The organism is Desulfoglaeba alkanexedens ALDC, assembly GCF_005377625.1.
GTDB classification, from domain to species: domain Bacteria; phylum Desulfobacterota; class Syntrophobacteria; order Syntrophobacterales; family DSM-9756; genus Desulfoglaeba; species Desulfoglaeba alkanexedens.
In genome coordinates this window covers 2,669,290-2,692,567 of the sequence record NZ_CP040098.1, presented here as the reverse complement: position 1 = coordinate 2,692,567, position 23,278 = coordinate 2,669,290, and the positions used below count along the sequence as shown (strand labels likewise).

Here is a 23,278-nt window from a genome sequence, read left to right as displayed (position 1 = left end):
CCGGCGTAGAATTATTGGCCGTTTGGGGCGCGGGATCCCAAGAACCGGTACGTTTTCCAGCCGCCTGGAGACGCCTTCCAAGCATTCGCCGCCGCGCGGGCCGCGGGCGGACGTTCCGATCCGCCGCCTCGGCATCCTGCAATGAAGTGGGGTCGACGAACGGTCGTACCGGAAAATCTCAGGAGGACATAGGATTGAGCCCGTTTTACAAGAATCTGGCCTTGTGGCTGGTCATCAGCTTGATGGTGATTCTGCTTTTCAACATGTTCAACCAGCCGCAGCAGAGCCGCCTGGAAACCACGTACAGCCAATTTATCGCCTCGGTCCAAAAAGGGGAAGTGGCGCAGGTCACCATCCGGGGCAACGACATTCTGGGCGTCTACGTGGACGGAAAGCCCTTCAAGACCTTCGCGCCGCAGGATCCGGAACTGCTCGGCATCCTTCGGGACCACAACGTGGACATCCAGGCCAAACCCAGGGAAGAATCCCCCTGGTACATGACCATCCTCATCAGCTGGTTTCCCATGCTGCTGCTCATCGGGGTGTGGATCTTCTTCATGCGGCAGATGCAGGTCGGGGGCGGCAAGGCCATGACGTTCGGCAAGAGCCGGGCCCGGCTGCTCAGCGAAAACGCCCGGAAGGTGACGTTCAACGACGTGGCCGGCATTGAAGAGGCGAAGGAAGAGCTCCAGGAAATCGTCGAATTCTTGAAAGACCCGAAGAAGTTCACGCGACTGGGAGGCCGGATCCCCAAAGGAGTTCTGCTGGTCGGCGCGCCGGGGACGGGCAAGACGCTCCTTGCGCGGGCCATCGCCGGTGAAGCCGGCGTTCCCTTCTTCAGCATCAGCGGGTCCGATTTCGTGGAGATGTTCGTGGGCGTCGGCGCCTCCCGCGTGCGGGACCTTTTCATGCAGGGCAAGAAGCATGCGCCCTGCATCATTTTCATCGACGAAATCGACGCCGTCGGGCGCCACCGGGGCGCCGGCCTGGGGGGCGGCCACGATGAACGCGAACAGACCCTGAATCAGCTTCTCGTCGAAATGGACGGGTTCGAATCCAACGAAGGCGTGATCCTTATTTCAGCCACCAACCGGCCGGACGTGCTGGACCCCGCCCTGCTTCGCCCCGGCAGGTTCGATCGCCAGGTGGTGGTGCCTGTTCCGGACATCCGGGGTCGGGAAGGCATATTGAAGGTCCATCTTCGAGGCAAACCATTGTCGGAAGACGTGGAGGTGGAAACCCTTGCCCGGGGCACTCCCGGCTTTTCCGGGGCCGACTTGGAAAACCTGGTGAATGAAGCGGCGCTTCTGGCGGCGCGGCACAACAAGGACCGCATCCATATGGCTGACTTCGAGGAGGCGAAGGACAAGGTCATGATGGGCCTGGAGCGCAAGAGCATGATCTTGAGCGAAGAAGAAAAGCGCATCACGGCCTACCATGAAGGGGGTCACGCCCTGGTGGCGCGGCTGCTTCCGGGAACCGATCCAGTCCACAAGGTCACCATCATTCCGCGAGGGCGGGCGCTGGGCCTCACCCAGCAACTGCCGACGGACGAACGTCACACCTACCCCAAGGATTACCTCCTGAACACCATCGCCACCCTCATGGGCGGAAGGGCCGCGGAAGAACTGGTCTTCAAGCACCAGACCACAGGCGCTTCCAACGACATCGACCGGGCCACTGAGCTGGCGCGACGCATGGTCTGCGAATGGGGCATGAGCGAGAAGATGGGTCCCTTGAGCTTTGGAAAGCGCGACGACCAGGTTTTCCTGGGCCGGGAACTCACCCAGCATCACCGCGATTACAGTGAACGGACGGCCATCCAGATCGATCAGGAAGTGCGCCGGATCGTCGAGGAAAACTACCAGCGTGCCCTCGGGATTCTAAAAGAAAACCGGGAAATCCTGGATTCCGTCGCCTCGGCCCTGCTCGAACGGGAAACCTTGGAAACCCGGGATCTGGAGGCCATCATCGCCAAGTTCCGCCCCGATCTCGCCAAGCCCCCGGCGCCGCCGCGCGAATCCGCCCCGGGCCCGGCCGCTTCCCCGCCGCCGGCCGGAAGCGACCCGGGCCGGACCGACTTGGGTGAGACTCCGCAGAAAGAACCGGCCCCGGATCCCGCGGCTCCGGCCCCCACTCCATCCCGTGAGGCGGATCCCGGTGACGACCGCGATCGTTCTTCCGACGAAGGATCCGGAACCCGATGACCGTCCGCCGCCGCCCCGTTTATACCCTCCGCCTGCGATCCCGCCCGTGGGTCCTCGGCGACCGCACTCAGGTCATGGGGATCGTGAATGTCACTCCCGATTCCTTCTCGGACGGCGGCATCTGCTACGAACCGGACGCCGCTCTGCTTCACGCCCGCCGGCTCATCGAGGAAGGGGCCGACATCCTGGACATCGGCGGTGAATCGACCCGCCCCTTTTCCGATCCGGTGGCTCTGGAAGAGGAAATCGAGCGGGTGGTTCCTTTGATCCGGCGCATTCGCGAATTCAGCGACATCCCCATTTCCATCGACACCACCAAGGCGGAAACGGCTCGGCGCGCGCTGGAAGCCGGAGCCGACATAGTGAACGACGTGAGCGCCCTGGGCTTTGATCCCGAAATGGCGTCGGTGGCCGCCGAAACCCGGGTTCCGCTCATTGTCATGCACATGCTGGGAACACCGAAGACCATGCAGCAATCGCCCCGTTACGATTCCTTGTTTTCGGAAATCGTGGCGTTTCTGGAAGAACGCATCCGTTTCGCGGTGGAGCGTGGCGTGGAACGGTCGCAGATCATCGTGGACCCGGGGATCGGCTTTGGAAAGTCGGTCGACCACAACCTCCGGCTGGTGAGGGACCTGGACGTCTTTCACGTCTTGGAGCGCCCCGTCCTTTTCGGCGCATCCCGCAAGCGATTCATCGGGACGGTCCTGGATCGCCCGCCGCAAGAACGGGAAGTGGGAACGGCGGTTGTGAATACCTTCGCCGCGGCGGCCGGCGCTCACATCGTACGCGTCCACGATGTGGGATTTCACCGGCAGGCCGCCGCCATGGCCGACGCTGTTCGGGGTGCTTGGTCAACCCCGTGACCCCGGAGCGCCGGGGCCTTTGAGTCGGTTCTCGAAACGCGGCGGGCCTCATCGGAACGCGACAGGAGGAGGACGGATGGACAAGTTGTTCGGGACGGACGGCATTCGGGGGATCGCCAACGAATTCCCCATGACCACCGACCTCGCCATGAAAGTCGGAGCCGGCACGGCCCACCTTTTCAAAAATCACCACCGGCGCCCCAAGATCGTCATCGGAAAGGACACCCGCCTTTCGGGCTACATGATCGAAACCGCCATCACGGCGGGGATCTGCGCCATGGGCGTGGACGTGCTCTTGGTGGGGCCGCTTCCCACGCCCGGCATCGCCTTCATCACGTCCAGCATGAGAGCCGACGCCGGGATCGTCATTTCCGCGAGCCACAACCCTTACGAATACAACGGGATCAAGATCTTCTCCCCCACCGGCTACAAACTCCCCGATGAAATCGAGGCCCAGATCGAACGCCTGATCGTTTCGGGCGACGTCGAACGGCTGCCCCGACCGCCCGTTTCCGAAATAGGGCGGGCCAAGCGCATCGACGACGCCCAGGGCCGCTACATCGTGTACCTCAAGAACACGTTCCCCAGGGAACTCACCCTGGACGGGCTGAAGCTGGTGGTGGACTGCGCCCACGGCGCGGCCTACCGGGTCGCCCCGGCCGTCTTCGAAGAACTGGGCGCCCAGGTCGTGCTGGTGGGAGACCGCCCCAACGGCAAGAACATCAACGATCATTGCGGCGCCCTCTACCCGGAACAGATGGCACGGCTCGTTCGAGAATACCACGCGCACGCCGGCATCGCCTTCGACGGAGACGCCGACCGGGTGATCTTCGCCGACGAAACCGGGGAAATCCTCGACGGCGACCATCTCATGGCGATCTGCGGCGTTCATCTCATGAAAACCAACCGCCTGAACCGCCGTACCGTGGTGGCCACCGTCATGAGCAACATGGGCCTGGAAGCGGCGCTCAAACGCCACGGAGCCCAGCTGCTCCGGACAGCGGTCGGCGACCGGTACGTGGTCGAAAAGATGAATGAAGGCCGCTACAACCTGGGTGGAGAACAGTCGGGGCACATCGTTTTCATGGATCACGGCACAACGGGCGACGGCATCCTTTCGGCCCTTCAGCTCCTGGCCGTCATGCTCAAAGAAGACAAGCCGCTCTCGGAATTGAAAACCATCATGGAACGCTTTCCCCAGACCCTCGTGAACGTTCGCGTCAAACAGCGCCGCCCCATCGAAGACATCGACGAGCTGGTCCGGCTGAAGGACCGCATCGCTTCCGCCCTGGGCGAAAACGGGCGCCTGCTCATCCGCCCGTCCGGCACCGAACCCGTCATCCGCGTCATGATTGAAGGAAGAGACCGAAGCCGAATTCAGTCCCTGGCTGGAGAGATGGCGGAAGCCATCAGCCGGCATATGGATGCTTGAGGCGCCCCCCGGAACCGAAAACCACCGACCCCGATCGAGGAATCATCGATGCTTCTCGCCATGGACATTGGAAACACCAATACCGTCATGGGGCTCTTCGAAGGCGAAAAGATCGTTCAGGACTGGCGCATCCGAACCGAAGTGAACATGACCGTCGACGAATACGGCATCATCGTAAGGAGCCTCTTCGACTCCTCGCCGCTTCCGGCCGCTGAAGTCTCCCATGTGATCATCTCGTGCGTGGTTCCCCCCGTGCTCAACAACCTCGACGGGTTCTGCCGCAAATACTTCAGGTTGCAGCCCCTGGTGGTGGGGCCGGGCATCCGCACCGGAATGCCGATCCTCTACGACAATCCCAAGGAAGTGGGAGCGGACCGGATCGTGAACGCCGTCGCCGCCTACGAAACCTTCCGGCAGGCGGTGATCGTGGTCGATTTCGGCACCGCCACCACCTTCGATTACGTTTCGGACCGGGGCGAATACATGGGTGGCGTGATTTCCCCGGGCATCATGATTTCCTGTGAAGCGCTCTTTCACAAGGCGTCCAAGCTTCCCCGCGTCGAAATCTTCGCCCGGCCCCGCTCCATACTGGCCAAAAACACCATCGCCTCCATGAACGCCGGAATCGTCTTTGGATACGCGGGACTGGTGGAAGGCATCATTTCGAGGATGAAAAAGGAAATCCAGTCGGACATCAAGGTGGTGGCCACCGGGGGGCTGGCGTCGCTCATCGCCGCCGAATGTCCCGCCATCGACGAAGTGGACGACTACCTCACCCTGAAGGGTCTGAAGATCATTTTCGACCGAAACCGAAAAGATTGAAGAAGGGAGCATGGGAAGACGCACGGGTTTCAAGCCCTTCGCCCTGAAACAGGGCGACGGCATCGCCCTGATCGCCCCGGCGAGCACCTTCCCCGCCGGCGCCGTCGAAGCCCTGCGCCGAACCCTTGAGCGTGAAGGCTACCGCCCGTTGCCTGGCGTTCATATTGCCTCGGCGCATCGTTACCTTTCCGGGCGGGATCATCAGAGGGCCGAGGACCTTCTCCGAGCCTTCAGGGACCCCTCGGTCAAGGCCGTGTTCTGCCTTCGGGGCGGATACGGAAGCAGCCGCATCCTCTCCCGGATCCCCTTTTCGAGGCTCGGGACCGAGCCGAAACTCTTCCTGGGCTACAGCGACATCACCTTCCTTCATGCGAGCCTCTGGGCCGGGTCCGGATGGATCACGTTCCACGGCCCCAACGGCCTGGATCTCGTGGAAGACGACCAGGCGCTGCGGGATGTGATCGAGGCCCTGTCGGGCGCGGCGTCCTTTTCCCGGCCCATCGATCCCGAAATGGTGGTGCGCCCGGGAAGGGCGACGGGCATCTTGCTTGGCGGCAACCTCACCTGCCTCACACACCTTCTCGGTACGCCGTTCTGTCCTGATGTTTCCGACTGCCTCCTTTTCCTGGAAGACCGCGCCGAAGCCTCCTACCGCATCGACCGCATGCTCAACCACCTGAGGCTGGCTGGGCTCTGGGAACACCTTTCCGGCCTGCTCCTGGGCCGGTTCGCGGACTGCTGCCCTGCAGACGAACTTCGATCCATCGTCCTGGAAAGCGTCCAGGGATATGGCTTTCCGGTGGTGGCCGGCCTCCCTTTCGGCCATGGGAAACCCAACCCGGTTCTGCCGCTGGGGTTACCGTTTTCCCTGAACACTCACGACGGCACACTCGAACCCCTGGAAACCCCTTTCCGTGATTCCGATGCCTAACTCCCTGGACCGCCTCTTCGACGACGCCCTTCACCGCGGGCTCTTCTCCGCCGCGTCGCTTTTGGTGGCCGGTCCTTCCGGCATAGCGTTCGAGAGGACTTGGGGTACGACCCGCCGCGGCGGGCCTCCGGTGACGCCGGAAACCGGCTTCGACCTGGCATCGCTCACCAAGCCCATGGCCACGGCGTCCCTTTACCTTTGGGAAACGGCGGCGGGGCGGCTGGACCTCGAAGATCCCCTCGCCCGTTTTTTTCCTCGCCGTCTGCTGTCCCGCAGCACGGCGGACATCCGCCTTCGGCATCTATTGAGCCATTCCTCGGGACTTCCCGCCTATCGGCCGTACTTTCGCGAGTTGATCCACGCCCCCCCCGAAACCCGGCGGGAACGACTGGCCTGCTGCATCTTGTCCGAAGAAACCGAAGCGCCTCCGGGCCGCAGATCCCGCTACAGCGATCTGGGCTATATCCTTCTGGGATTCATCTTGGAAGACTGCGGAGGTCGATCCCTGGACGACGCAGCTTCCGAGTTTTTCCGGATCGCCGGCTGCCGGGATCAACTCGGCTATCGGCAATTTCCTCCGCCGGAAAGGGCGGAATCGGTCCCCGAACGCGCTCGGAACGAACGCGACCGATGGGTCGCCACGGAACAGTGCTCCTGGAGAAATCGGCTGCTCCAAGGGGAAGTCCACGACGAGAACGCCTTCTGCTTGGGAGGCGTCGCCGGCCATGCCGGGCTTTTCGGTACGGCCCGAAGCGTCTGGCTGTGGCTCGCCCGCCTGTGGCGATGGTACCGTGGAGAAGGCGCCGGAGCCGGTTCCTTAGGCGACGGAATGCGCCGGTTCTGGACACGTCAGACCACCCGCGAAGACAACCGCTGGACCCTGGGCTTCGACACGCCGAGCGACACGGGGTCCAGCACCGGAGGCCGCTTTTCGGAGCGGACCGTCGGCCACCTGGGGTTCACCGGAACCTCCTTCTGGCTCGACCTGGAACAGGAAATCGCCGTCATCCTTCTAACCAACCGGGTGCACCCGTCTCGATACGACGAAAGGATCCGGACCTTCCGCCCCCTGGTCCACGATAGCGTCATGGCGGCATGGAATGCGGACAGGCCGGCACATGCGAGACCGGAAACCGCCAAGTCTCCCGCGACCGACGGCGGCATCTTCCGCACGTCGCGGGCCGAACCCTGATCCCTCAAGCAACGATGCCACGCTGAAATCACGGAGTCTTCATGCCCGACCTTATGGATCGCCAACGCCCTCTTTCGGTCTATTTCATGGGAATCGGCGGCATCGCCATGGGAACCCTCGCAACCCTGTTCAAGGAACTGGGGCATCGCGTGAGCGGTTCCGACCGGCAGGTCTATCCTCCCATGAGCACCCACCTCCAACAGTCGGGGATCGTTCCCTTCGAAGGGTACCGGGTCGAAAACCTGGAGGCCGCCTCCCCGGACCTGGTCATCATCGGGAACGTGATCCGGCGGGACAACCCCGAAGCCCGCTATGTGATGGAGCGCGGGCTGCCTTACCTTTCCATGCCCCAGGCCGTCCAACGCTTCTTCCTGGACAGGCGCCGCAGCCTGGTGGTGGCCGGAACCCACGGCAAGAGCACCACCGCGGCGCTCCTCGCGTGGATCCTTGACCGGGCCGGAACGGACCCCAGCGCCTTCGTGGGCGGCATCCTGAACAACTGGGGCGCCAGCCACCGCCTGGGAGAAGGTCCTTTCATGGTCCTGGAAGGCGACGAATACGACACCGCCTTTTTCGACAAGGGCCCGAAATTCATCCACTACCGCCCGTGGATCGGGATCGTGACCGGAGTGGAATTCGACCATGCCGACATCTTCAGGGACTTCGAACACGTCCTCGAAACCTTCAAGTCCTTCTGCCGGATCATCCCCGCAGACGGCGCGCTCGTCCTGAACGCCGAAGATCCGCATCATGGGGACCTGCGGGCCGAATGCCCCGGACGCGTGGTCACCTACGGAGCCTCGGAAAACGCCGACTGGCGGTTGCTGGAGATCAGGAACGGGCCCCGGGGCCTGGATTTTCTCGCGCGCACCCCCGATGGAAAGGCGCGATGGTTCGAATCCCCGCTTCCCGGCCGTCACAACGCGCTCAACGCCCTGGCGGCGGCGGCCGCGGTCTCTCTTTCCGGACTGGCGCAGGAAGCCTTCGCCGAGGGATTGAAAACCTTCCTGGGCGTGAAACGGCGCCAGGAAATCTTGGGAGAAGCCGGGGGCGTCGTCGTGATCGACGACTTCGCCCATCATCCCACGGCCGTCCGGGAAACCGTCCGGGCCGTTCGCGGCCGCTACCCGGGGAAGAGGATCCTAGCGGTTTTCGAACCACGAACCAATTCCAGCCGGCGCAGGATCTTCCAGGCGAACTACGCGGAAGCCTTCGACAATACCGACTGGACCGCCGTCAAGGAACCTCCCGACCTGGAAAAGGTGCCGGAAGGCGAAAGGCTCGACACCCGTGCGCTGGTTGCAGCCATCCGCTCGAGAGGCGTCGAGGCTCGATGCTTTTCCGAGAGCGCCCCGCTCCTCGACGCCCTGATGGAGGTTTGCCGGCCGGGCGATGTGGTGTTATGCATGAGCAACGGAGACTTCGATGGGGTTCCGTATCGGCTTCTGGAAAGGCTTCGGAGGACGGCGGAAGTCGCCAGGAACTCCGGAGTACGTTGATCAGCAAGGGGGAGGCCCTGTCCCCGGATTCCGAGCCCGAGCTTCGAGGAGCGCCGCCATGGCTCGCATTTTGCTCCACACCTGCTGCGGCCCCTGCACCTTCTACCCGTTGGACCGTCTCCGGGCCGCCGGCTGGGAGGTCCGCGGCTTTTTCTTCAATCCGAACATTCACCCCTACCAGGAATTCCAGCGGCGCTTGGAAGCGCTGCAAGCCGTTTCCGAGCAGGAGAGTCTTCCGCTCATCGTCCGAAGCGACTACCCGCTGGAGCAGTTTCTAAGAAGCGTCGCCTTCCGCGAAGGCGACCGGTGCCTCATCTGCTACACGCTTCGACTGGAAGCCGCGGCGCGCTGCGCCGCCAAGAGCCGCTTCGACGCCTTCACGACCACACTCCTTTACAGCAAGCGACAGAAGCATGAGCTGGCCCGGCACATCGCCGAAAACGCATCGAAAAAATACGGAATTCCCTTTTACTACGAAGATTTTCGTGAAGGCTGGAAAGCGGGGCAGGCGCGCGCCGAAAAGTCGGGAATCTATCGTCAGCTCTACTGCGGCTGCATCTACAGTGAAAAGGAACGCTTCTTCATCTCCCCTTCACGCCGCAGGACCGCCCGGAAAGCCTCCGATCGATTCCCCGCCGGCGGCGACACCGAATGAAAGGGTTTCACTCGTAAACATAAACGGACACCCTGGAAGGAACGCGAAGTAGTTTATCGATCTCCTCCTGGATCGCTTTACGGTCGGGGTCGTTTTCCCAGTTTCTCCATTCCTCCAGGGAATTCCAGGTGCTGATGACGAGAAAGCGGTTGGGGTCGTCCACGGACCGAAGCGTTTGTCCCGAGATGTATCCCCGGGCCTGGATGGCCTTGGCCCGCAGCTTGAGGAGCAGGTTATGGAGCTTGATTTCGTTTCCGGGATCGATCTCTCGCTCAATAAAGACTCGAACGGCCATTGTTTTCCCCTTTGCTGAATCCGGTGAGTAAGTGTTCGCACGCCACCATCGCAACACCAGTTTGTTCGTATCATGGCCGACCGGCGACGGTCAATCGACGGGGAAGGAGGCGCAGGCTTCATGAACGGGCCCGCCGGCGGGAAAGTCACCCCCGCCTCGATCGTTTCCGAAAAGACCGCCGAACCCGGAAAAAGTCCTGTGCAAACGGCGTGGGATCGCACCCGGCGCATCAAGGGCCACGTGGTCGGCTTCTACGCGAAGCTCCACGGCGACCCGCCGGCACTACCCCCGTCACCGTTCCTCGGCGTTTCCCTCGCCCGGAAACTCGGCTACCCGGAAACTCTCCTTCGAACGATCCCCTCTGAGCTCGGCCGCTCCATTGCGCCCTGCGGCAACCCGCTCGCCCTTTTAGACGCCGTTTCCGGCATGACCATTTTGAACCTGGGGTGCGGATGCGGCCTGGATTCCCTGGCCGTCGCCTCGGAGTTCGGCGGCTCCATCGAGATCGTTAACGCGGATATCGTGCCGGCCGCCCTGCGGCTCGGGCGCGAAATCGCCGCCCTCCAGGGTCACCGGATGGCATGGATCTGTGCCGACGCCGAAAGACTCCCCTTCCGCCCTGAATCCTTCGACCTCATCCTGATGAACGGCGTCTTCAACCTCTTTCCGGAAAAAACGAGGCTTCTCGGCTGTTGCCGGGAAGCCCTCAAACCGGAAGGCCGTCTCCTGGTAACCGATCTTTTCCGAACCGGGCCGCTTCCCGAGGGCTTCGAAGAAGAAATGGACGCCTGGGCCTGGTGCCTGAACGGCTCCTGCACACTCGAGCACCTGAGGGCGCTCCTGGAACTATCTGGCTTTGCTCTGAACGGCTTTTACGACCGGATCGAAGAAACGGATGTGTTCTTCCGGGGGACGATTTCCGCAAGGAAGGAACTGTAAGAGGCTGTGCGAGAATGCCGATCTTGGCAGTTTTGGGTACGCTAAGTGTGCGAAATTGCGTCGCCCCGAAGGGTCGATTCAGAGCTTTCGAACACGCTCCTAGACAGCATGGTCAATGACGCCATGCATCCATCTGCAACCTATAGGCAACCTGACGCTGACGTTAAGTTCTGAGATGCGTCTTAACATGTTGCTTTTACTGGAGGGCGACCCGGGGATCGAACCCGGGACCTTTGGTTCCGGAGACCAACGCTCTCTCCACTGAGCTAGTCGCCCTCTTGTTACGCCTTGATCAACGCAACGGTCGATTATCACATCTGCGGAATCCTTGTCAATTGTTTCGAAAAGCTCCGCCGCACGGCCAGGGCAACGTCGAGCGGGCCGAATTCACTTGTCGCAGCTTTCTTCGGTGTGCTAGGTTTTTTCGAATTCCCGCGCCTGGGTGGTGGAACAGGCAGACACAAGGGACTTAAAATCCCTTGGGGTTAATCCCCGTGCGGGTTCGATCCCCGCCCCAGGCATCTCCTTCGCCTGGTATCTCCAGGACGTCGGTCTTCGCCGATCCCGGCGGCCAGACCGGAGGGACTTGTCATCCTGGGTTTGCGCCACTACGAGTTCGGGGGTGATCCGGTGTGTTGACCATGAAGAAGAAAGGGTCCCGGCCGATTTCCCTGGACCCTTGTTTTTTTCTGGTGCCGGAGGAGAGACTCGAACTCTCACGGGCGCAAGGCCCACTGGATTTTGAGTCCAGCGCGTCTACCTGTTTCACCACTCCGGCGGTGTCCGGGCATACTACAAACGGTCCCGATGAGTGTCAAGGACAGTTCCGCCGCCCTTCAGGTAAGGGCTTGTTCAAAAGCAAGCTCATCGAAGTCTGGCCCTGAGGTTCCTTGTTCCTGTAAGAGCGGCCTTCGCCGCGATGCGGATCGCCGGCAAGCCGGCTCCTACAGGGCACGAGTTACTCCTTCTGTGCCGTTCACGAACCGCCCCTCCGCGAAAAAACGGACACTCAATCGCCGGAAGGGTGAAGGGTATTCTCGACAGCCTCTAAGCGGCTCGCGCCCTCTATGCGCCGGCGGCATAGACCCCCGTTCCGCTCAAGCTTCATGCAGCCCACAGCCCGAACGCGGTGAAAAAGGTTGACACTCCTCGAAAGCCTTTGTTATAGAATCTCCGCTTCCGGGGCTGTAGCTCAGTTGGGAGAGCGCTTGAATGGCATTCAAGAGGTCAGGGGTTCGACTCCCCTCAGCTCCACCATTTAGAAAAGACAAACCCGTCTCTCTGGGGTCAACCTCCTGGGTGACGGGTTTTCTTTCTTCCCTTGTTTCTAAAGGATTTGCGCCCGTTTCACATCTTTCCAAAGCACCTCTTTGCACCATCGATTCTCCCCATCTTCCAGCCTTTCTTTCTCTGTTTGACCCCTGATTCTCCGGCATCGAAGGACCAAGTCCGAAGCTCGTCCGGAAAGCTACATCCTTGATTGATATGGGTTTGCGGCTGGTTGCCGTTTTTGGCGGTTGTCTTAGGTCATCGCTCGATGCTGCAACCGGACGTTTTTTCTTTCGAAATCAACCGCTTCGCCCATGAAAAGAGGGGAGCGATGACCGTCTTGCGGCCGCGCATACGCCGGATCAGCATCGGGATGTGGATCTGCAGGTTGCCGTTGTCGGCTACGGTAATGGTCGGCTTCATTGAACCGGCGGGCTTCCTCCCTGGCCAGCTCGACGATCATGTAAATAAGCGGTGCGAAGCATCCGCTTCATTTATTGGTTAGCATCGTCACTGTATTAGGACTCCATTCTTAACATAATCCACGATTAAAGATTTTTCAGTCTTCCACTCTTCAGGTGTAAACGCAGACGCCTCAATCGGTATAGGCACCTTGTATTTTTGCCAGATCATCCGGGTAGCGAGTGGCAACGCTGGCCGTATTCAGCTTTATGATGAATTTTTCTAATTTTGGTTCAGGTTTTTTGCCGATCTTATTCAACAGATAAAGCAAATTATGTGTTTTTGGCGGCACTTCATCCAAAACTTTGTAGTAGAGACCTTTCAAGGCTTTTTCAATGGACAAATGGCACATGAAAACAGCGTAGAAATAACGACCGGCCGTGGCACCTCGGGTCGCCGGTCGGTTCTCACCTAGCCGTCTCTGGTCCAGCGCTGATAGGTACGCGCGGTTATCCCCAGCTCCCGGCACGCCGGCTCCAGCCGTGCACCGCTTTTGCGGGCCTCTTCGATCAGCTCGACAGCTCGACGGCGATCCGGGGCGCTGATCATTCGCCCTCGGGCTCCCCCCAGATCGCCTCGGCTTTTTTTTCGCAGCACCATCAGTGCCGCCGCTTCGGCCAGCGCCTTCTCCTTGCGGTGCAGCTCGCGTTCGAGCCGGCGGATACGCTTGCGATCGGCCTTCTGCTCGCTTTTTAGCCGGCGGTTCGCCTCGCGGTCCCAGTCGTTGGCCGTCTCGCAGGCCCTGCACCACCGGGCCAACTGTTCGGGATACAGCCCTTTCCGGCGACAGTACTCGGCCGGCTCGGCCTCGTTCATGCCGGCACTGTCAACAACAAACGATGAAAATTCAGGATACGGGGCAGTGGGGTGGAACCCAAAAACATGGCAGAATAACCAATCGACATTACTGGTGAATCTTCTATTTTCATATAGACATTATAAAATAACCTCTTTCAAAGAGCGAGATGTACACTGGATACGGCCAAACTCGGCGATTTCCGTCCACTCGTCTGCGCCGGCCAACACGGCGCAAAGGGTGATCACAACGATGTCGATCAGCTTGTGCCTCGTCTTCGCCACGACTCGAGGATCTGTGACGAACGACAAATCCTCCATAAGCCCCGGTTTCTCTACAGTCTCCATGTGTCATCCTCCTTGGGTTATGGGTCACCAAGGTCGTCTGGCACATGGGAAGCCGGAAGTTCAGCCTTATGACGTGCGATTGCCCTGGGACGATTTTCATTTGCCCTTGACAATTTCTAATTTCGACTGCTACTTAGCCAATTTCACAACACTTTTCGGTCGTTTTCCTTCACCTGCCTCCCGGGGGTTGCTCCATGGGGACCGAGGAGTCGTGTCAAACTTTTTCAAACCGTTTTGAAGGAGCCTTCCATGATGTTTCAGGAGCTTATCCATGCATTGAGCCGGTTCTGGTCGGACCGAGGGTGCGTCATTCAGCAGCCTTACGACCTGGAAGTGGGTGCCGGCACCTTCAACCCGGCCACTTTCTTGCGGGTGTTGGGTCCTGAACCGTGGCAAGTGGCCTACGTGGAACCTTCTCGACGGCCCACCGACGGCCGCTACGGCGAAAACCCCAACCGCCTTCAGCACTACTATCAATACCAGGTGATCCTGAAACCGTCGCCTCCCGATTCCCAGGGGCTCTACCTGGAGAGCCTCCGAAGCTTCGGGATCGATCCGCTGGACCACGACATCCGTTTTGTGGAAGACGACTGGGAATCGCCGACACTCGGCGCTTCGGGCCTTGGCTGGGAAGTCTGGCTCGACGGCATGGAGATCACACAGTTTACCTATTTTCAGCAGGCGGGCGGCATCACCCTCAGCCCCGTAAGCGTCGAACTGACCTACGGCCTGGAACGGATCGCCATGTACCTTCAAGGCGTGGACAATGTCTACGACCTGGCCTGGAACGAAAAGATCCGTTACGGCGACGTCCACCACCAGGGCGAAGTGGAATGGTCTCACTATAATTTCGAACAGGCCGACGTAGACATGCTCTTCAAGCTCTTCGGCATGTACGAGTCGGAATCCGTGCGCATGAGCGAAAGGGGACTGGTGCTTCCCTGCTACGATTACTGCCTCAAGTGCTCCCATGTTTTCAACCTGCTGGACGCGCGCGGGGCCATCAGCGTCACCGAACGGACCAACTACATCGCGCGGGTCCGCAACCTGGCCCGCCTCGCCGCGCACGGCTACGTAGTTCAGAGGGAAGCCATGGGCTTTCCCCTGCTCAAGAAAGCATGACGGCCCGGCGAGAGTGCCTGAACCGCGATCCGAGCGTCATCGGAAAACGAGGGAATCATGGTACGAGAATTTTACCTTGAAATCGGAAGTGAAGAGATCCCGACCGGCTACGTTTTGCCGGCGTTGGAGGCCATGAGCGTGCAAATGACGCGGTTCCTTGACGATCACCGCGTGGCGCACGGCGCTCCTCGGACCTTCGGCACCCCGAGACGTCTTTGCCTGTGGCTGCCCGAAGTGGCGGATCACCAGGAGTCACGTTCCGTGGAAATCATCGGTCCCCCCAGGAATGCGGCCTTCGACGCGGAAGGGCGGCCCACCAAGGCCGCCCAGGGGTTCGCCAAGAGCCAGGGGCTGGCCGTGGAGGACCTCCAGGTGAAGTCGACGCCCAAGGGCGAATACATCTGCGCGGTGCGTGAAGAAACAGGACTCCCGACCCGGGAGCTTTTGGAGCAGATGCTCCCCGATTTCATCGCGCACATCCCCTTCCCCAAGTCCATGCGCTGGGGAAGCCTTGCGGTCACTTTCGCCAGGCCGATTCACTGGATCGTGGCCTTGTTGGGAAGCGAAGTTCTTCGCTTCCGCTACGGTGACGTGGACAGCGGCGACCGTTCCTTTGGGCACCGGTTCATGAGTCCCGAATGGATCACGGTGAAGGATCCGGCGGCCCACAAAGAAAATCTTCGCAGGCATTCGGTGGTGCTGGACCACGGTGAACGCCGGGAAATGATCCGAAGGGGCGTGCAGGAAACCGCGGCGAAGGTCGGCGGCACCGTCGTGGAAGACGAGGACCTGCTCGACGAAGTCACACAGTTGGTGGAGTACCCATTCCCGCTCTTAGGGGAATTCGAGGCCAAGTACCTGGAGCTTCCCCCCGAAGTGCCCATCACGGTGATGAAGGAACACCAGCGTTACTTCGCGGTGAAAGGCGCCGACGGAAGGCTCCTCCCTCATTTCGTCACGGTGGCCAACACCATTCCCCGAAACGCCGCGCTGGTAGCCGCCGGCAACGCCCGGGTCATCCGCGCGCGCCTCGAAGACGCCCGCTTCTACTACGAGGAAGACCTGAAGATCTCCCTAGAAGCCCGCGCGCAGCAACTCAAAGACGTGGTTTTTCATTCCAAGCTGGGAACCAGCTGGGAAAAGATAGAGCGGTTTTCGGCTTTGGCCCGCTGGCTGGGCGAACGGCTGGCTCCGGATCGCCTGGACGTCCTGCTTCGAGCGGCGCATCTTTGCAAGGCGGACCTGGTGAGCGGCATGGTGGGTGAATTTCCGGAACTCCAGGGCGTCATGGGAAGGGCCTACGCCAAGCTGCAGGGAGAACCGGAGGCCGTCGCGGAAGCCATCTACGAACACTATCTGCCCATTCGAGCCGGCGGGCCCATTCCGCAACGATTGGAAGGGGCGCTCCTCAGCATGGCGGACAAGATCGACACCATCGTCGGCTGCTTCGGCGTCGGGCTGCTGCCGACGGGAGCCGCCGACCCCTTCGCTCTGCGCCGCCAGACGCTTGGAATCATCAGGATCGTCCTGGAGAAGGGATTGCGGGTTTCCCTGGCCGACCTGATCGACCGGGCCATCCCGCTGCTGGGCGGCAAAATGACGGAGCCTCGCCAGGCGGTCAAGGACGGCGTGCTTGAATTTTTCAAAGGGCGCCTCCAGCACCACCTGGTGAGCCAGTACGGGTTTCCGGCGGATATCGTTGAGGCGGTTCTGGCGACCGGTTTCGATGACATGGTGGACGTGGTGGCCCGAGCGAGGGCGCTCACCGCCTTTCGCCGGCGGCCCGACTTCGAAAGTCTGGCGGTGGCGTTCAAGCGGGTGGCCAACATCGTGAAAGAACCCGAAGCGGCTCCCGTGGCCGCGGACCTTTTCCGCGAAGACGCCGAGAGAACCCTCCACGACCGGTTCCTCAAGGCGGAAAACGCCGTCCGATCGTCTCTCGCGGCGGCCAACTACGACGCCGCTCTCGAAGCCATGGCGCAGCTTCGCGAATCTATCGACCGTTTCTTCGACGCCGTACTCGTCATGGACAAAGACGAGAACATCCGCCGAAATCGGCTGGCGCTCCTCAGCCGCATTTCGGAACTCTTCTCCAACGTGGCCGATTTTCGAAAAGTTCAGACGGCTTGACCCGCGTCCGTGCCAGCGAAAATCCTGAATCAGCTTGGGCCTCAGCGGTCGGCGGGGCGGCTTTCAAGACCCCCCGCCGCTTCCCAATGGCAAGAGCCGGCAGGGTTTCCAACGGAACGGAGCGGGTTCATGAAACTCGGACATGCAGCCTAAGGTTCAAAGGCCGCCCCTGCGGAACTTCTACCGAAAGTTGCAAGACGGCGCCGTTACGCACCCCCGCCGGTATGCGCACCCGGATGGTCCTGTCGCTTTCCACCTCGCCCGCTCCGGCGCACCGCGGGCACCAGTAGCCTCCACGTCTTCCCGTTCCGCCGCAGACCGGGCAGGATCGCGCCACCGGAACGGAGAGATCCCCGCCCCGTTCTGCTTCTTCACGGCTCAGCACCAGTTCCGCCTCCCGAACGGACCGGCTGCACGGCCCAGAGAAGCCGAATTCGAAAAGGTCGTGGAAAACTTCGTCGAAGATGTCCGAAAACCATTCCGAGAGTCCAGCCGCCGGGAGCGTCACGTCGTGCTCGACGGAACGTCGAACCGTGGGCGGGTCCTTCCACCGCGGACCCGCCCGCCGGAGGTTTTCGCTCTCCTTCAGCTTTTCGTTATACCGTTTCCGCGATTCAGGATCGGAAAGCACGCTGTAGGCTTCGGTGATTTCCTGGAAGTTCCGCGTTTCTTCCGCTCCACGCTTGTCGGGATGGTGTTTCTTCGCCAGGTTCCGGAACGCCGCCCTGATGCCGTCGATGCTCTCCGACCTGGGCACTCCCAGGATCTTGTAGTAGTCTTTCATGGCGCCATCGTCCCCCTACCGGAAAACGTCCTCGAAGTTTTTCTGATTGTATTATAGCGTAAAAAAAGGGTACACCCCAAGGCCGTCAGGACCGAAAGAGGCTACCGGACCATCCTGATTTTCTTGCCATGGAACGCGGACTGGATTAATCATAAAATGTATTGCGGCGAATTGACTCCAAGGAGGATCGTAATGAAAAGGAATCTTGTGCTTGTGGGGCTGGTGCTCGTCTTTGTCATCACAGGCTGTGCGGGGCCCCGGAATCAAACGGAAAAGGGAGCCATGATCGGAACCGGAGTCGGTGCGGCCACCGGGGCCATCCTGGGTCAAGCCATCGGGGGCGATACGGAAGGGACGCTCATCGGAGCCGGTATCGGCGCCTTGGCGGGAGGCATCGCCGGTGGCATGATCGGAAATTACATGGACCGCCAAGAGCAGGACATGAGACGGGCTTTGGCCGGAGTTGAGGATGCGAGCATCCGGCGCGACCAGAACGTTCTGGCCGTCACCTTCAAATCCGACCTCTTTTTCGACGTAGGTTCGTCGACCATCAAACCCGGTGCTTACGAGGAAATCGACCGCGTAGCCCGCGTTCTCAACGACTATCCGCAGACGCGCATTCGCATCGAAGGGCATACGGACAGCACAGGATCGGAAGCCTACAACCTGGAGCTTTCCCGGCGCCGCGCGGAAGCGGTGAGGGATGCATTGATCGCCCGGGGCGTCCACTCGGCTCGCCTCGAAACGGTCGGGTTCGGTGAATCGAGCCCCGTGGCCACCAACGACACGGAAAGCGGCCGCCAGTTGAATCGGCGTGTGAACGTTGTGATCGTCCCCATCGAAGCGTAATTCTGAATACCCGGCGGAAGACACCGGCCCGGAAGGGACGGCCGCCTGGTATGGATCGGGGGGTCAGAGCGGGCGGAGGCTTCGGTCCGTCCGCTTTTTTCCGGAGCAACGGAACGATCAAGAGGCATCCTCGATCCTCCTGCGGCGGGACCATTCGTAGAGCACGATGGCGGTGGCGGTGGCGGCGTTGAGGGATTCCACCTCGGGGGAGATGGGAACGGCGATCGCCCGAAAGCGCCAGGCGGCGGGAAGCCCCGCCCCCTCGATGCCCGGCAGCAGTCCAAACGCCTCGGGAAAGTCGACTCCCTCCAGGGGCATCCCGTCTTGGGAAAGCGGGAGGATGGGTAGTGTTCGAGGCAGCTGTGACAGGGAGGGTCCCCTCAGAAAGCGCGCCTGAAAGGCGGCGCCTCCCGACGCTCTCAGCGCCTTGGGATGAAACGGATGGGCGCTTTCTTCCAGAAGAACGATCCGTTCGACCCCGAAGGCCACCGCGGAACGAACCACCGCACCCACGTTTTCCGGATCCTGGAAGGGGATGAGAAGGCTGCATCCTTTCTGAAGCCCCGAGGCGGGTTCCCAGGCCGGCATGTCGGGAACACCGGCCAGAAGCATGGGGCACCGGGTTCCGAACACGTCCAGTTCGTCGAAAAGCGAAGGAGCCAGCGCGATCCACGAGACCCGTTCCTCCAGGTCGGCCGGAGGCGGCGGCTCATCGCCGCGGCTGATCCAGCCCTCCACCCTATCCCGGTGACGCGCCGCCACATCGGCTGTCAGCTTCGAGCCGGCCACAAGCGTTTTCCCCGCTTTCTTGACACCGCGGCCGTAAAGGAGTCGTTTCAGCTCCTTGAAGACAGGGTTCTGGGCGCTTTCGATCCGTTTCACGGTCCGCCTTGGGGAGCCCGGCGATTCGTTGGAACGCGACACGGGTTCGTCGACGCGCTGGAATACCACGAGCCGCCGACGATGAGGCGTTCCCGGAAGGACGTAACGCGTGTCCGCTTCAAGGATGAACGATCCCTCGTGAGTTCGCAGCGCTTCGGCGATTTCCGCATCACAGTTGGGTCCTTTCATGAACAGCACCCGGCCGCCCTTTTCCACGCATCCCCGCACGCGACTCAGGGTCGCCGCCATGGCTTCCACCGCCCGAGTGACGACGCCTCGGACCGGAACGGCGAAATCCGCTTCAATACCTCTGCCGATGATCTCCACGTCGTCGAAACCCAGTTCGCGGCAGACCGTTTTTAGAAATTCCACGCGTTTCCCGCGGCTTTCGGCGAGGAGCAAGTGGAGGTGGGGATGAGCGATCTTGAGGGGGATGCCCGGCATGCCCGGCCCCGTTCCCAGGTCCATGAGCGGCGACGGGAGTTCCGCCATCCGGCCGGGCAGAATGGAGTCCACGTAGAGCTTCATCACCATGTTGGCGAAATTGTGAATGCGCGTGAGATTCAGTTCCGGATTGTAACGGCGGAGCAGTTGGTGGTAGGTCCAGAGGCGGTCCAACTGGGCGTCCGTAAAGGTGATGCCGCAGCGGGTCAGGATCTGCCGCATGCCATCCCGGCCGGCCGGAACAGGCAGCGTGTCGGCGGAGCGCTCAAAGCGCGTCATGAATTCCCTCGATGTCGGTAATGAAAACGGAACATCCGACCCATCATTTTTTCGATCCTCGGTGGCCGGTCCTCTACGAAGACAACCACCTGCTCGGCCTTTATAAGCCGGCCGGGCTCCTGGTTCAAGGCGACCGCACCCGGGACCCCTCCCTTCTCGACCTGGCGAAGGCCTGGCTGAAGCAACGGTACCGAAAGCCCGGGAACGTCTTCCTGGGCCTGGTCCACCGGATCGACCGCCCGGTGGCCGGCGTGGTCCTCTTCGCCAGAACATCCAAGGCCGCCGCGCGCCTTTCCGAGCAGTTCCGAAGCGGAACCGTCACCAAGGAGTACCTCGCGGTGGTGGAAGGCGTCGTGCCCGATGAAGCCGGCGTTCTGCACAACCACATGGTCCCGGGGAGAGAACGATCCAGCCGAATCCTCCCGGCACCCGCCGAGAGAAGCCGCCATGCACGGCTTTCCTACAGGCGGCTCGCGGTATCCGGCACGCGCTGTCTCCTGTCAGTCCGATTGGAGACCGGTCGAAAGCACCAGATACGGGTGCAGTTTTCAAGCAGGGGCTTCCCGCTCGCCGGCGATCTCCGCTACGGGGCTCCCGCCCCGCTGCCCGACGGCCAGGTGGCGCTTCTCGCCTGGAAGCTTGTGCTGACCCATCCCACGCGCGAAGAAACCATCGTCCTCGAAAGCCCGGTTCCGGAAGGCTGGCCCTGGCCATGCCCGATTTCCACGCCCCGGGTCCCCTGGAGTTTCGAAGAACTGGCCTTCAGCCTGCCGGCGGAGGTATTTCGTACCGCCCCTTTTTCCAGCCGGAACGGCCGGCGTTGAACGTGGCGGGAAAGATCGGCGAACGGGAATTGTTCGGCCGCCGAACCGCGACTCCTCGCCTTCCTCCGCAGGCCGAGCTCCGGGCTTGAGTGTTCCCCCTAATTGTGAAAAGATACAAAATATCGTCATGGCATCGCGAATCCGCGGAACCGTACAGCGGGGACCCCGATGGCTTTTTCTTGCGAACGAATGCTTTCGACTTGTTTCCATACGTCAACCGGTCAACCCATGGAGGTGCACTATGGCGGAAGTGATGAAGGCGATCCAGGAGAGACGAAGTGTCCGGAATTATGAAGACAAGGACGTCCCGGAAGAACTTCTGAACCAGGTGCTGGAGGCGGTGAAATGGGCGCCTTCCTGGGCCAACACCCAGTGCTGGGAAGTGGTCGTGGTGCGCGACCCGGCGGTTAAAGAGAGACTACAGGCCACTCTGGCGAAAGGCAATCCCGCCGCCAAGGCCATCGTGAACGCCCCTGTGGTTCTCGCCATGTGCGGCAAGCTTCAGAGTTCCGGTTACTATAAGAACGAAGTCACCACCAAGTTTGGAGACTGGTTCCTTTTCGACCTGGGGATCGCCACCCAGAATCTTTGCCTTGCCGCCCACGATGCCGGCCTGGCAACGGTGATCGTCGGTCTTTTGGACCATGACAAGGCCGCGCAAGTCCTGGGGGTTCCCCATGGCTATGAACTGGTGGTGCTCGTGCCCCTCGGCTACCCGTCCAAGGTTCCTTCGGCGCCCAAGCGCCGTGAGGTCAGCGAGTTCACTCACCGGGAAAAGTTTTAGTAGCGCTGACTAAAGTGGAAACGGGTGCAGATCTTTTGCTTCTTGTTCCCAAGCTCCAGCTTGGGAACACAACTGTGCAGAAGCTCCAGCTTCGGTGAGGCCGTTCCCAAGCCAGAGCTTGGGAACGAGGTCAAACGAGGGGAAAAATCCCCCTCTCCCTTGATGGGAGAGGGTTGGGGTGAGGGGGGTGTATTTGCACGGTAAAAAAACTCGGACCGGGAAACCCGCTGAGTCTACCCGCTCCGAAGGTTTTCCCACGGCATCGGGCAGCCTGAAGGGTTATTTCAGGAGCTCCCGCGCGATGATGATCCGCTGGATTTCGCTGGTTCCTTCGTAGATGCTCGTCACCCGCACATCCCGGTAGTGGCGTTCGACCGGAAAATCCTGGGTGTAGCCGTAACCGCCGAGAATCTGGATAGCGTCGTAACAGGCCTTGTTGGCCGCTTCCGTCGCGTAGACCTTCCCCATGGACGCTTCCTTCGAGTAGGGTTTCTTCTGTTCCTTGAGAAAGCCCGCTCGAAGCAGCAGCAGCCGCGCGGCTTCCAGCCTCGTGTAATTGTCGGCGATCATCCACTGGATAGCCTGGTGCTTGACGATGGGCACATCGAACTGGATGCGTTCCTTGGCGTAACGGGTGGCGAAATCCATGGCCGCCAAACCGATGCCGAGCGCCATGGATCCGACGCCGATCCGCCCCCCGGCCAGTTCAGAGACGGCGATCCGGAAGCCGTCGTTCAGCTTACCCAGCACGTTTTCTTCCGGAACCCGGCAGTCTTCAAAGAGAAGTTCGTTGGTGGACGATCCGTGCTGACCCAGCTTCTTTTCATCCTTTCCGATGGTGAAGCCGGGGGTTCCCGGTTCCACCAGGAAACAGGTGATGCCCTTTCCCTTGGGGGCGTCCCTGTCGGTCACGGCCCACACCACGAACACTCCGGCGTATTCGGCACTGGAAATCCACGTCTTGCTGCCGTTCAGCACCCAGTCAGCGCCGTCTTTCACCGCGCTGGTGCGGATGGCGGCAGGGTCCGAACCGGCTCCCGCTTCGGAAAGCCCGAAGCTCCCCGCGGCGAATTCACCACTGCAAAGGGGCGGAATGTATTTCTTCTTTTGCGCCTCGGTCCCCACCGCCTGGATCACTTCGGCCACCATGTTGGTCACCGAAATGGTCACCGTAGTAGATGCGCAGGCCCGCCCGAGTTCCGTCATGGCCAGCGAAAAAGCCACCACGCCCGCTCCGGTCCCGCCGTAGGCCGGATCCACGTTCAAACCCATGAAGCCCAGTTCCGCAAGCTTTTTCAGGTTTTTCTTCAGGATGTCACGGTTTTTTGTGCGGTCCAGTTCCGCTGCGACGGGTTCCAGTTCGTTCTTTGCGAACTTGACGGCCGTATCCCGAATGATCCTTTGTTCTTCGGTCAGTTCGAAATCCATGATCCCCTCCTTCTATTGATATCCATAGAATCCGCGGCCC

General features: G+C 61.1%; 22 protein-coding genes and 4 tRNA genes. 16 read left to right on the top strand and 10 right to left on the bottom strand.

Annotated features, from left to right (window positions below; translation table 11 throughout):
• Positions 1-194 precede the first annotated feature (194 nt).
• From ftsH to FDQ92_RS12130, 8 genes are all read left to right on the top strand, one after another.
• Positions 195-2,207: an ATP-dependent zinc metalloprotease FtsH gene (gene ftsH / locus FDQ92_RS12165; RefSeq protein ID WP_137425143.1), complete on the top strand. Its 2,013-nt coding sequence runs from the start codon at positions 195-197 to the stop codon at positions 2,205-2,207.
• Positions 2,204-3,073, top strand: coding sequence for a dihydropteroate synthase (folP, locus tag FDQ92_RS12160; protein ID WP_137425142.1), 870 nt, complete (start codon positions 2,204-2,206; stop codon positions 3,071-3,073). The genes ftsH and folP overlap by 4 nt, the downstream gene beginning before the upstream one ends.
• Before the next feature lie 76 nt (positions 3,074-3,149).
• Positions 3,150-4,505, top strand: a complete 1,356-nt coding sequence (glmM, locus tag FDQ92_RS12155) for a phosphoglucosamine mutase (protein WP_137425141.1) — start codon at positions 3,150-3,152, stop codon at positions 4,503-4,505.
• 48 nt (positions 4,506-4,553) lie between these two features.
• A complete protein-coding gene (locus tag FDQ92_RS12150; RefSeq protein ID WP_137425140.1) occupies positions 4,554-5,327 on the top strand; it encodes a type III pantothenate kinase in 774 nt (257 codons plus the stop codon).
• Positions 5,328-5,337: 10 nt separating this feature from the next.
• Entirely contained in the window at positions 5,338-6,258 is a 921-nt protein-coding gene (locus FDQ92_RS12145; RefSeq protein ID WP_137425139.1) for a S66 peptidase family protein, read from the top strand.
• Positions 6,251-7,450 (top strand): serine hydrolase domain-containing protein, encoded by a 1,200-nt coding sequence (locus FDQ92_RS12140; protein ID WP_246041981.1) that lies wholly within the window; start codon positions 6,251-6,253, stop codon positions 7,448-7,450. Before FDQ92_RS12145 ends, FDQ92_RS12140 begins: the two co-directional genes overlap by 8 nt.
• Before the next feature lie 41 nt (positions 7,451-7,491).
• Positions 7,492-8,949, top strand: a complete 1,458-nt coding sequence (locus FDQ92_RS12135; RefSeq protein WP_137425137.1) for a UDP-N-acetylmuramate--L-alanine ligase — start codon at positions 7,492-7,494, stop codon at positions 8,947-8,949.
• Positions 8,950-9,007: 58 nt separating this feature from the next.
• Positions 9,008-9,604 (top strand): epoxyqueuosine reductase QueH, encoded by a 597-nt coding sequence (locus FDQ92_RS12130; RefSeq protein WP_137425136.1) that lies wholly within the window; start codon positions 9,008-9,010, stop codon positions 9,602-9,604.
• A 7-nt stretch (positions 9,605-9,611) separates the two neighbouring features.
• Here FDQ92_RS12130 and FDQ92_RS12125 read toward each other — a convergent pair whose 3' ends face one another.
• Complete coding sequence (locus FDQ92_RS12125) at positions 9,612-9,899, bottom strand: antibiotic biosynthesis monooxygenase family protein (protein WP_137425135.1); 288 nt, start codon at positions 9,897-9,899, stop codon at positions 9,612-9,614.
• A gap of 120 nt (positions 9,900-10,019) precedes the next feature.
• Between FDQ92_RS12125 and FDQ92_RS12120 the strand changes: the two genes are divergently transcribed.
• Positions 10,020-10,838 (top strand): methyltransferase domain-containing protein, encoded by an 819-nt coding sequence (locus FDQ92_RS12120; RefSeq protein ID WP_170180337.1) that lies wholly within the window; start codon positions 10,020-10,022, stop codon positions 10,836-10,838.
• 200 nt (positions 10,839-11,038) lie between these two features.
• Here the strand turns inward: FDQ92_RS12120 and FDQ92_RS12115 are convergent.
• Positions 11,039-11,114 (bottom strand) — tRNA-Arg (locus tag FDQ92_RS12115).
• A 160-nt stretch (positions 11,115-11,274) separates the two neighbouring features.
• Here FDQ92_RS12115 and FDQ92_RS12110 point away from each other — a divergent pair.
• Positions 11,275-11,359, top strand: a tRNA-Leu gene (locus tag FDQ92_RS12110).
• A 169-nt stretch (positions 11,360-11,528) separates the two neighbouring features.
• Here the strand turns inward: FDQ92_RS12110 and FDQ92_RS12105 are convergent.
• Positions 11,529-11,616, bottom strand: a tRNA-Leu gene (locus FDQ92_RS12105).
• 403 nt (positions 11,617-12,019) lie between these two features.
• On the opposite strand from FDQ92_RS12105, the gene FDQ92_RS12100 reads away from it, so the two are divergent.
• Positions 12,020-12,095 (top strand) — tRNA-Ala (locus FDQ92_RS12100).
• Between the two features lie 270 nt (positions 12,096-12,365).
• On the opposite strand, the gene FDQ92_RS15300 is transcribed toward FDQ92_RS12100, so the two are convergent.
• From FDQ92_RS15300 to FDQ92_RS12085, 4 genes are all read right to left on the bottom strand, one after another.
• Complete coding sequence (locus FDQ92_RS15300; RefSeq protein WP_170180104.1) at positions 12,366-12,530, bottom strand: hypothetical protein; 165 nt, start codon at positions 12,528-12,530, stop codon at positions 12,366-12,368.
• A 172-nt stretch (positions 12,531-12,702) separates the two neighbouring features.
• Positions 12,703-13,038: a HEPN domain-containing protein gene (locus tag FDQ92_RS16520; protein ID WP_281276819.1), complete on the bottom strand. Its 336-nt coding sequence runs from the start codon at positions 13,036-13,038 to the stop codon at positions 12,703-12,705.
• Positions 12,981-13,385: a hypothetical protein gene (locus FDQ92_RS12090; RefSeq protein ID WP_137425132.1), complete on the bottom strand. Its 405-nt coding sequence runs from the start codon at positions 13,383-13,385 to the stop codon at positions 12,981-12,983. Before FDQ92_RS12090 ends, FDQ92_RS16520 begins: the two co-directional genes overlap by 58 nt.
• 120 nt (positions 13,386-13,505) lie before the next feature.
• Positions 13,506-13,712: a transposase family protein gene (locus FDQ92_RS12085; RefSeq protein ID WP_137425131.1), complete on the bottom strand. Its 207-nt coding sequence runs from the start codon at positions 13,710-13,712 to the stop codon at positions 13,506-13,508.
• Between the two features lie 249 nt (positions 13,713-13,961).
• Here FDQ92_RS12085 and glyQ point away from each other — a divergent pair, with 249 nt between their 5' ends.
• The gene (glyQ, locus tag FDQ92_RS12080; RefSeq protein ID WP_137425130.1) at positions 13,962-14,834 is read left to right on the top strand and encodes a glycine--tRNA ligase subunit alpha; all 873 of its coding nucleotides are present in this window, start codon (positions 13,962-13,964) and stop codon (positions 14,832-14,834) included.
• 57 nt (positions 14,835-14,891) lie between these two features.
• On the top strand, positions 14,892-16,964 hold the full coding sequence (glyS, locus tag FDQ92_RS12075) for a glycine--tRNA ligase subunit beta (RefSeq protein WP_137425129.1): 2,073 nt from the start codon (positions 14,892-14,894) through the stop codon (positions 16,962-16,964).
• Positions 16,965-17,091: 127 nt separating this feature from the next.
• On the opposite strand, the gene FDQ92_RS12070 is transcribed toward glyS, so the two are convergent.
• A complete protein-coding gene (locus FDQ92_RS12070) occupies positions 17,092-17,748 on the bottom strand; it encodes a DnaJ domain-containing protein (RefSeq protein WP_137425128.1) in 657 nt (218 codons plus the stop codon).
• Positions 17,749-17,940: 192 nt separating this feature from the next.
• Between FDQ92_RS12070 and FDQ92_RS12065 the strand changes: the two genes are divergently transcribed.
• Complete coding sequence (locus FDQ92_RS12065; protein ID WP_137425127.1) at positions 17,941-18,597, top strand: YiaD family glycine zipper/OmpA-like lipoprotein; 657 nt, start codon at positions 17,941-17,943, stop codon at positions 18,595-18,597.
• A gap of 117 nt (positions 18,598-18,714) precedes the next feature.
• Here the strand turns inward: FDQ92_RS12065 and rsmG are convergent, their stop codons facing one another.
• Positions 18,715-20,202, bottom strand: coding sequence for a 16S rRNA (guanine(527)-N(7))-methyltransferase RsmG (gene rsmG / locus FDQ92_RS12060; RefSeq protein ID WP_137425126.1), 1,488 nt, complete (start codon positions 20,200-20,202; stop codon positions 18,715-18,717).
• A gap of 11 nt (positions 20,203-20,213) precedes the next feature.
• On the opposite strand from rsmG, the gene FDQ92_RS12055 reads away from it, so the two are divergent.
• Both FDQ92_RS12055 and FDQ92_RS12050 read left to right on the top strand, forming a co-directional pair.
• Positions 20,214-21,026 (top strand): RluA family pseudouridine synthase, encoded by an 813-nt coding sequence (locus FDQ92_RS12055; protein ID WP_246041704.1) that lies wholly within the window; start codon positions 20,214-20,216, stop codon positions 21,024-21,026.
• A 241-nt stretch (positions 21,027-21,267) separates the two neighbouring features.
• Positions 21,268-21,810 (top strand): nitroreductase family protein, encoded by a 543-nt coding sequence (locus FDQ92_RS12050; RefSeq protein WP_137425125.1) that lies wholly within the window; start codon positions 21,268-21,270, stop codon positions 21,808-21,810.
• A 279-nt stretch (positions 21,811-22,089) separates the two neighbouring features.
• On the opposite strand, the gene FDQ92_RS12045 is transcribed toward FDQ92_RS12050, so the two are convergent.
• The gene (locus FDQ92_RS12045) at positions 22,090-23,238 is read right to left on the bottom strand and encodes an acyl-CoA dehydrogenase family protein (protein ID WP_137425124.1); all 1,149 of its coding nucleotides are present in this window, start codon (positions 23,236-23,238) and stop codon (positions 22,090-22,092) included.
• Positions 23,239-23,278 lie beyond the last annotated feature (40 nt).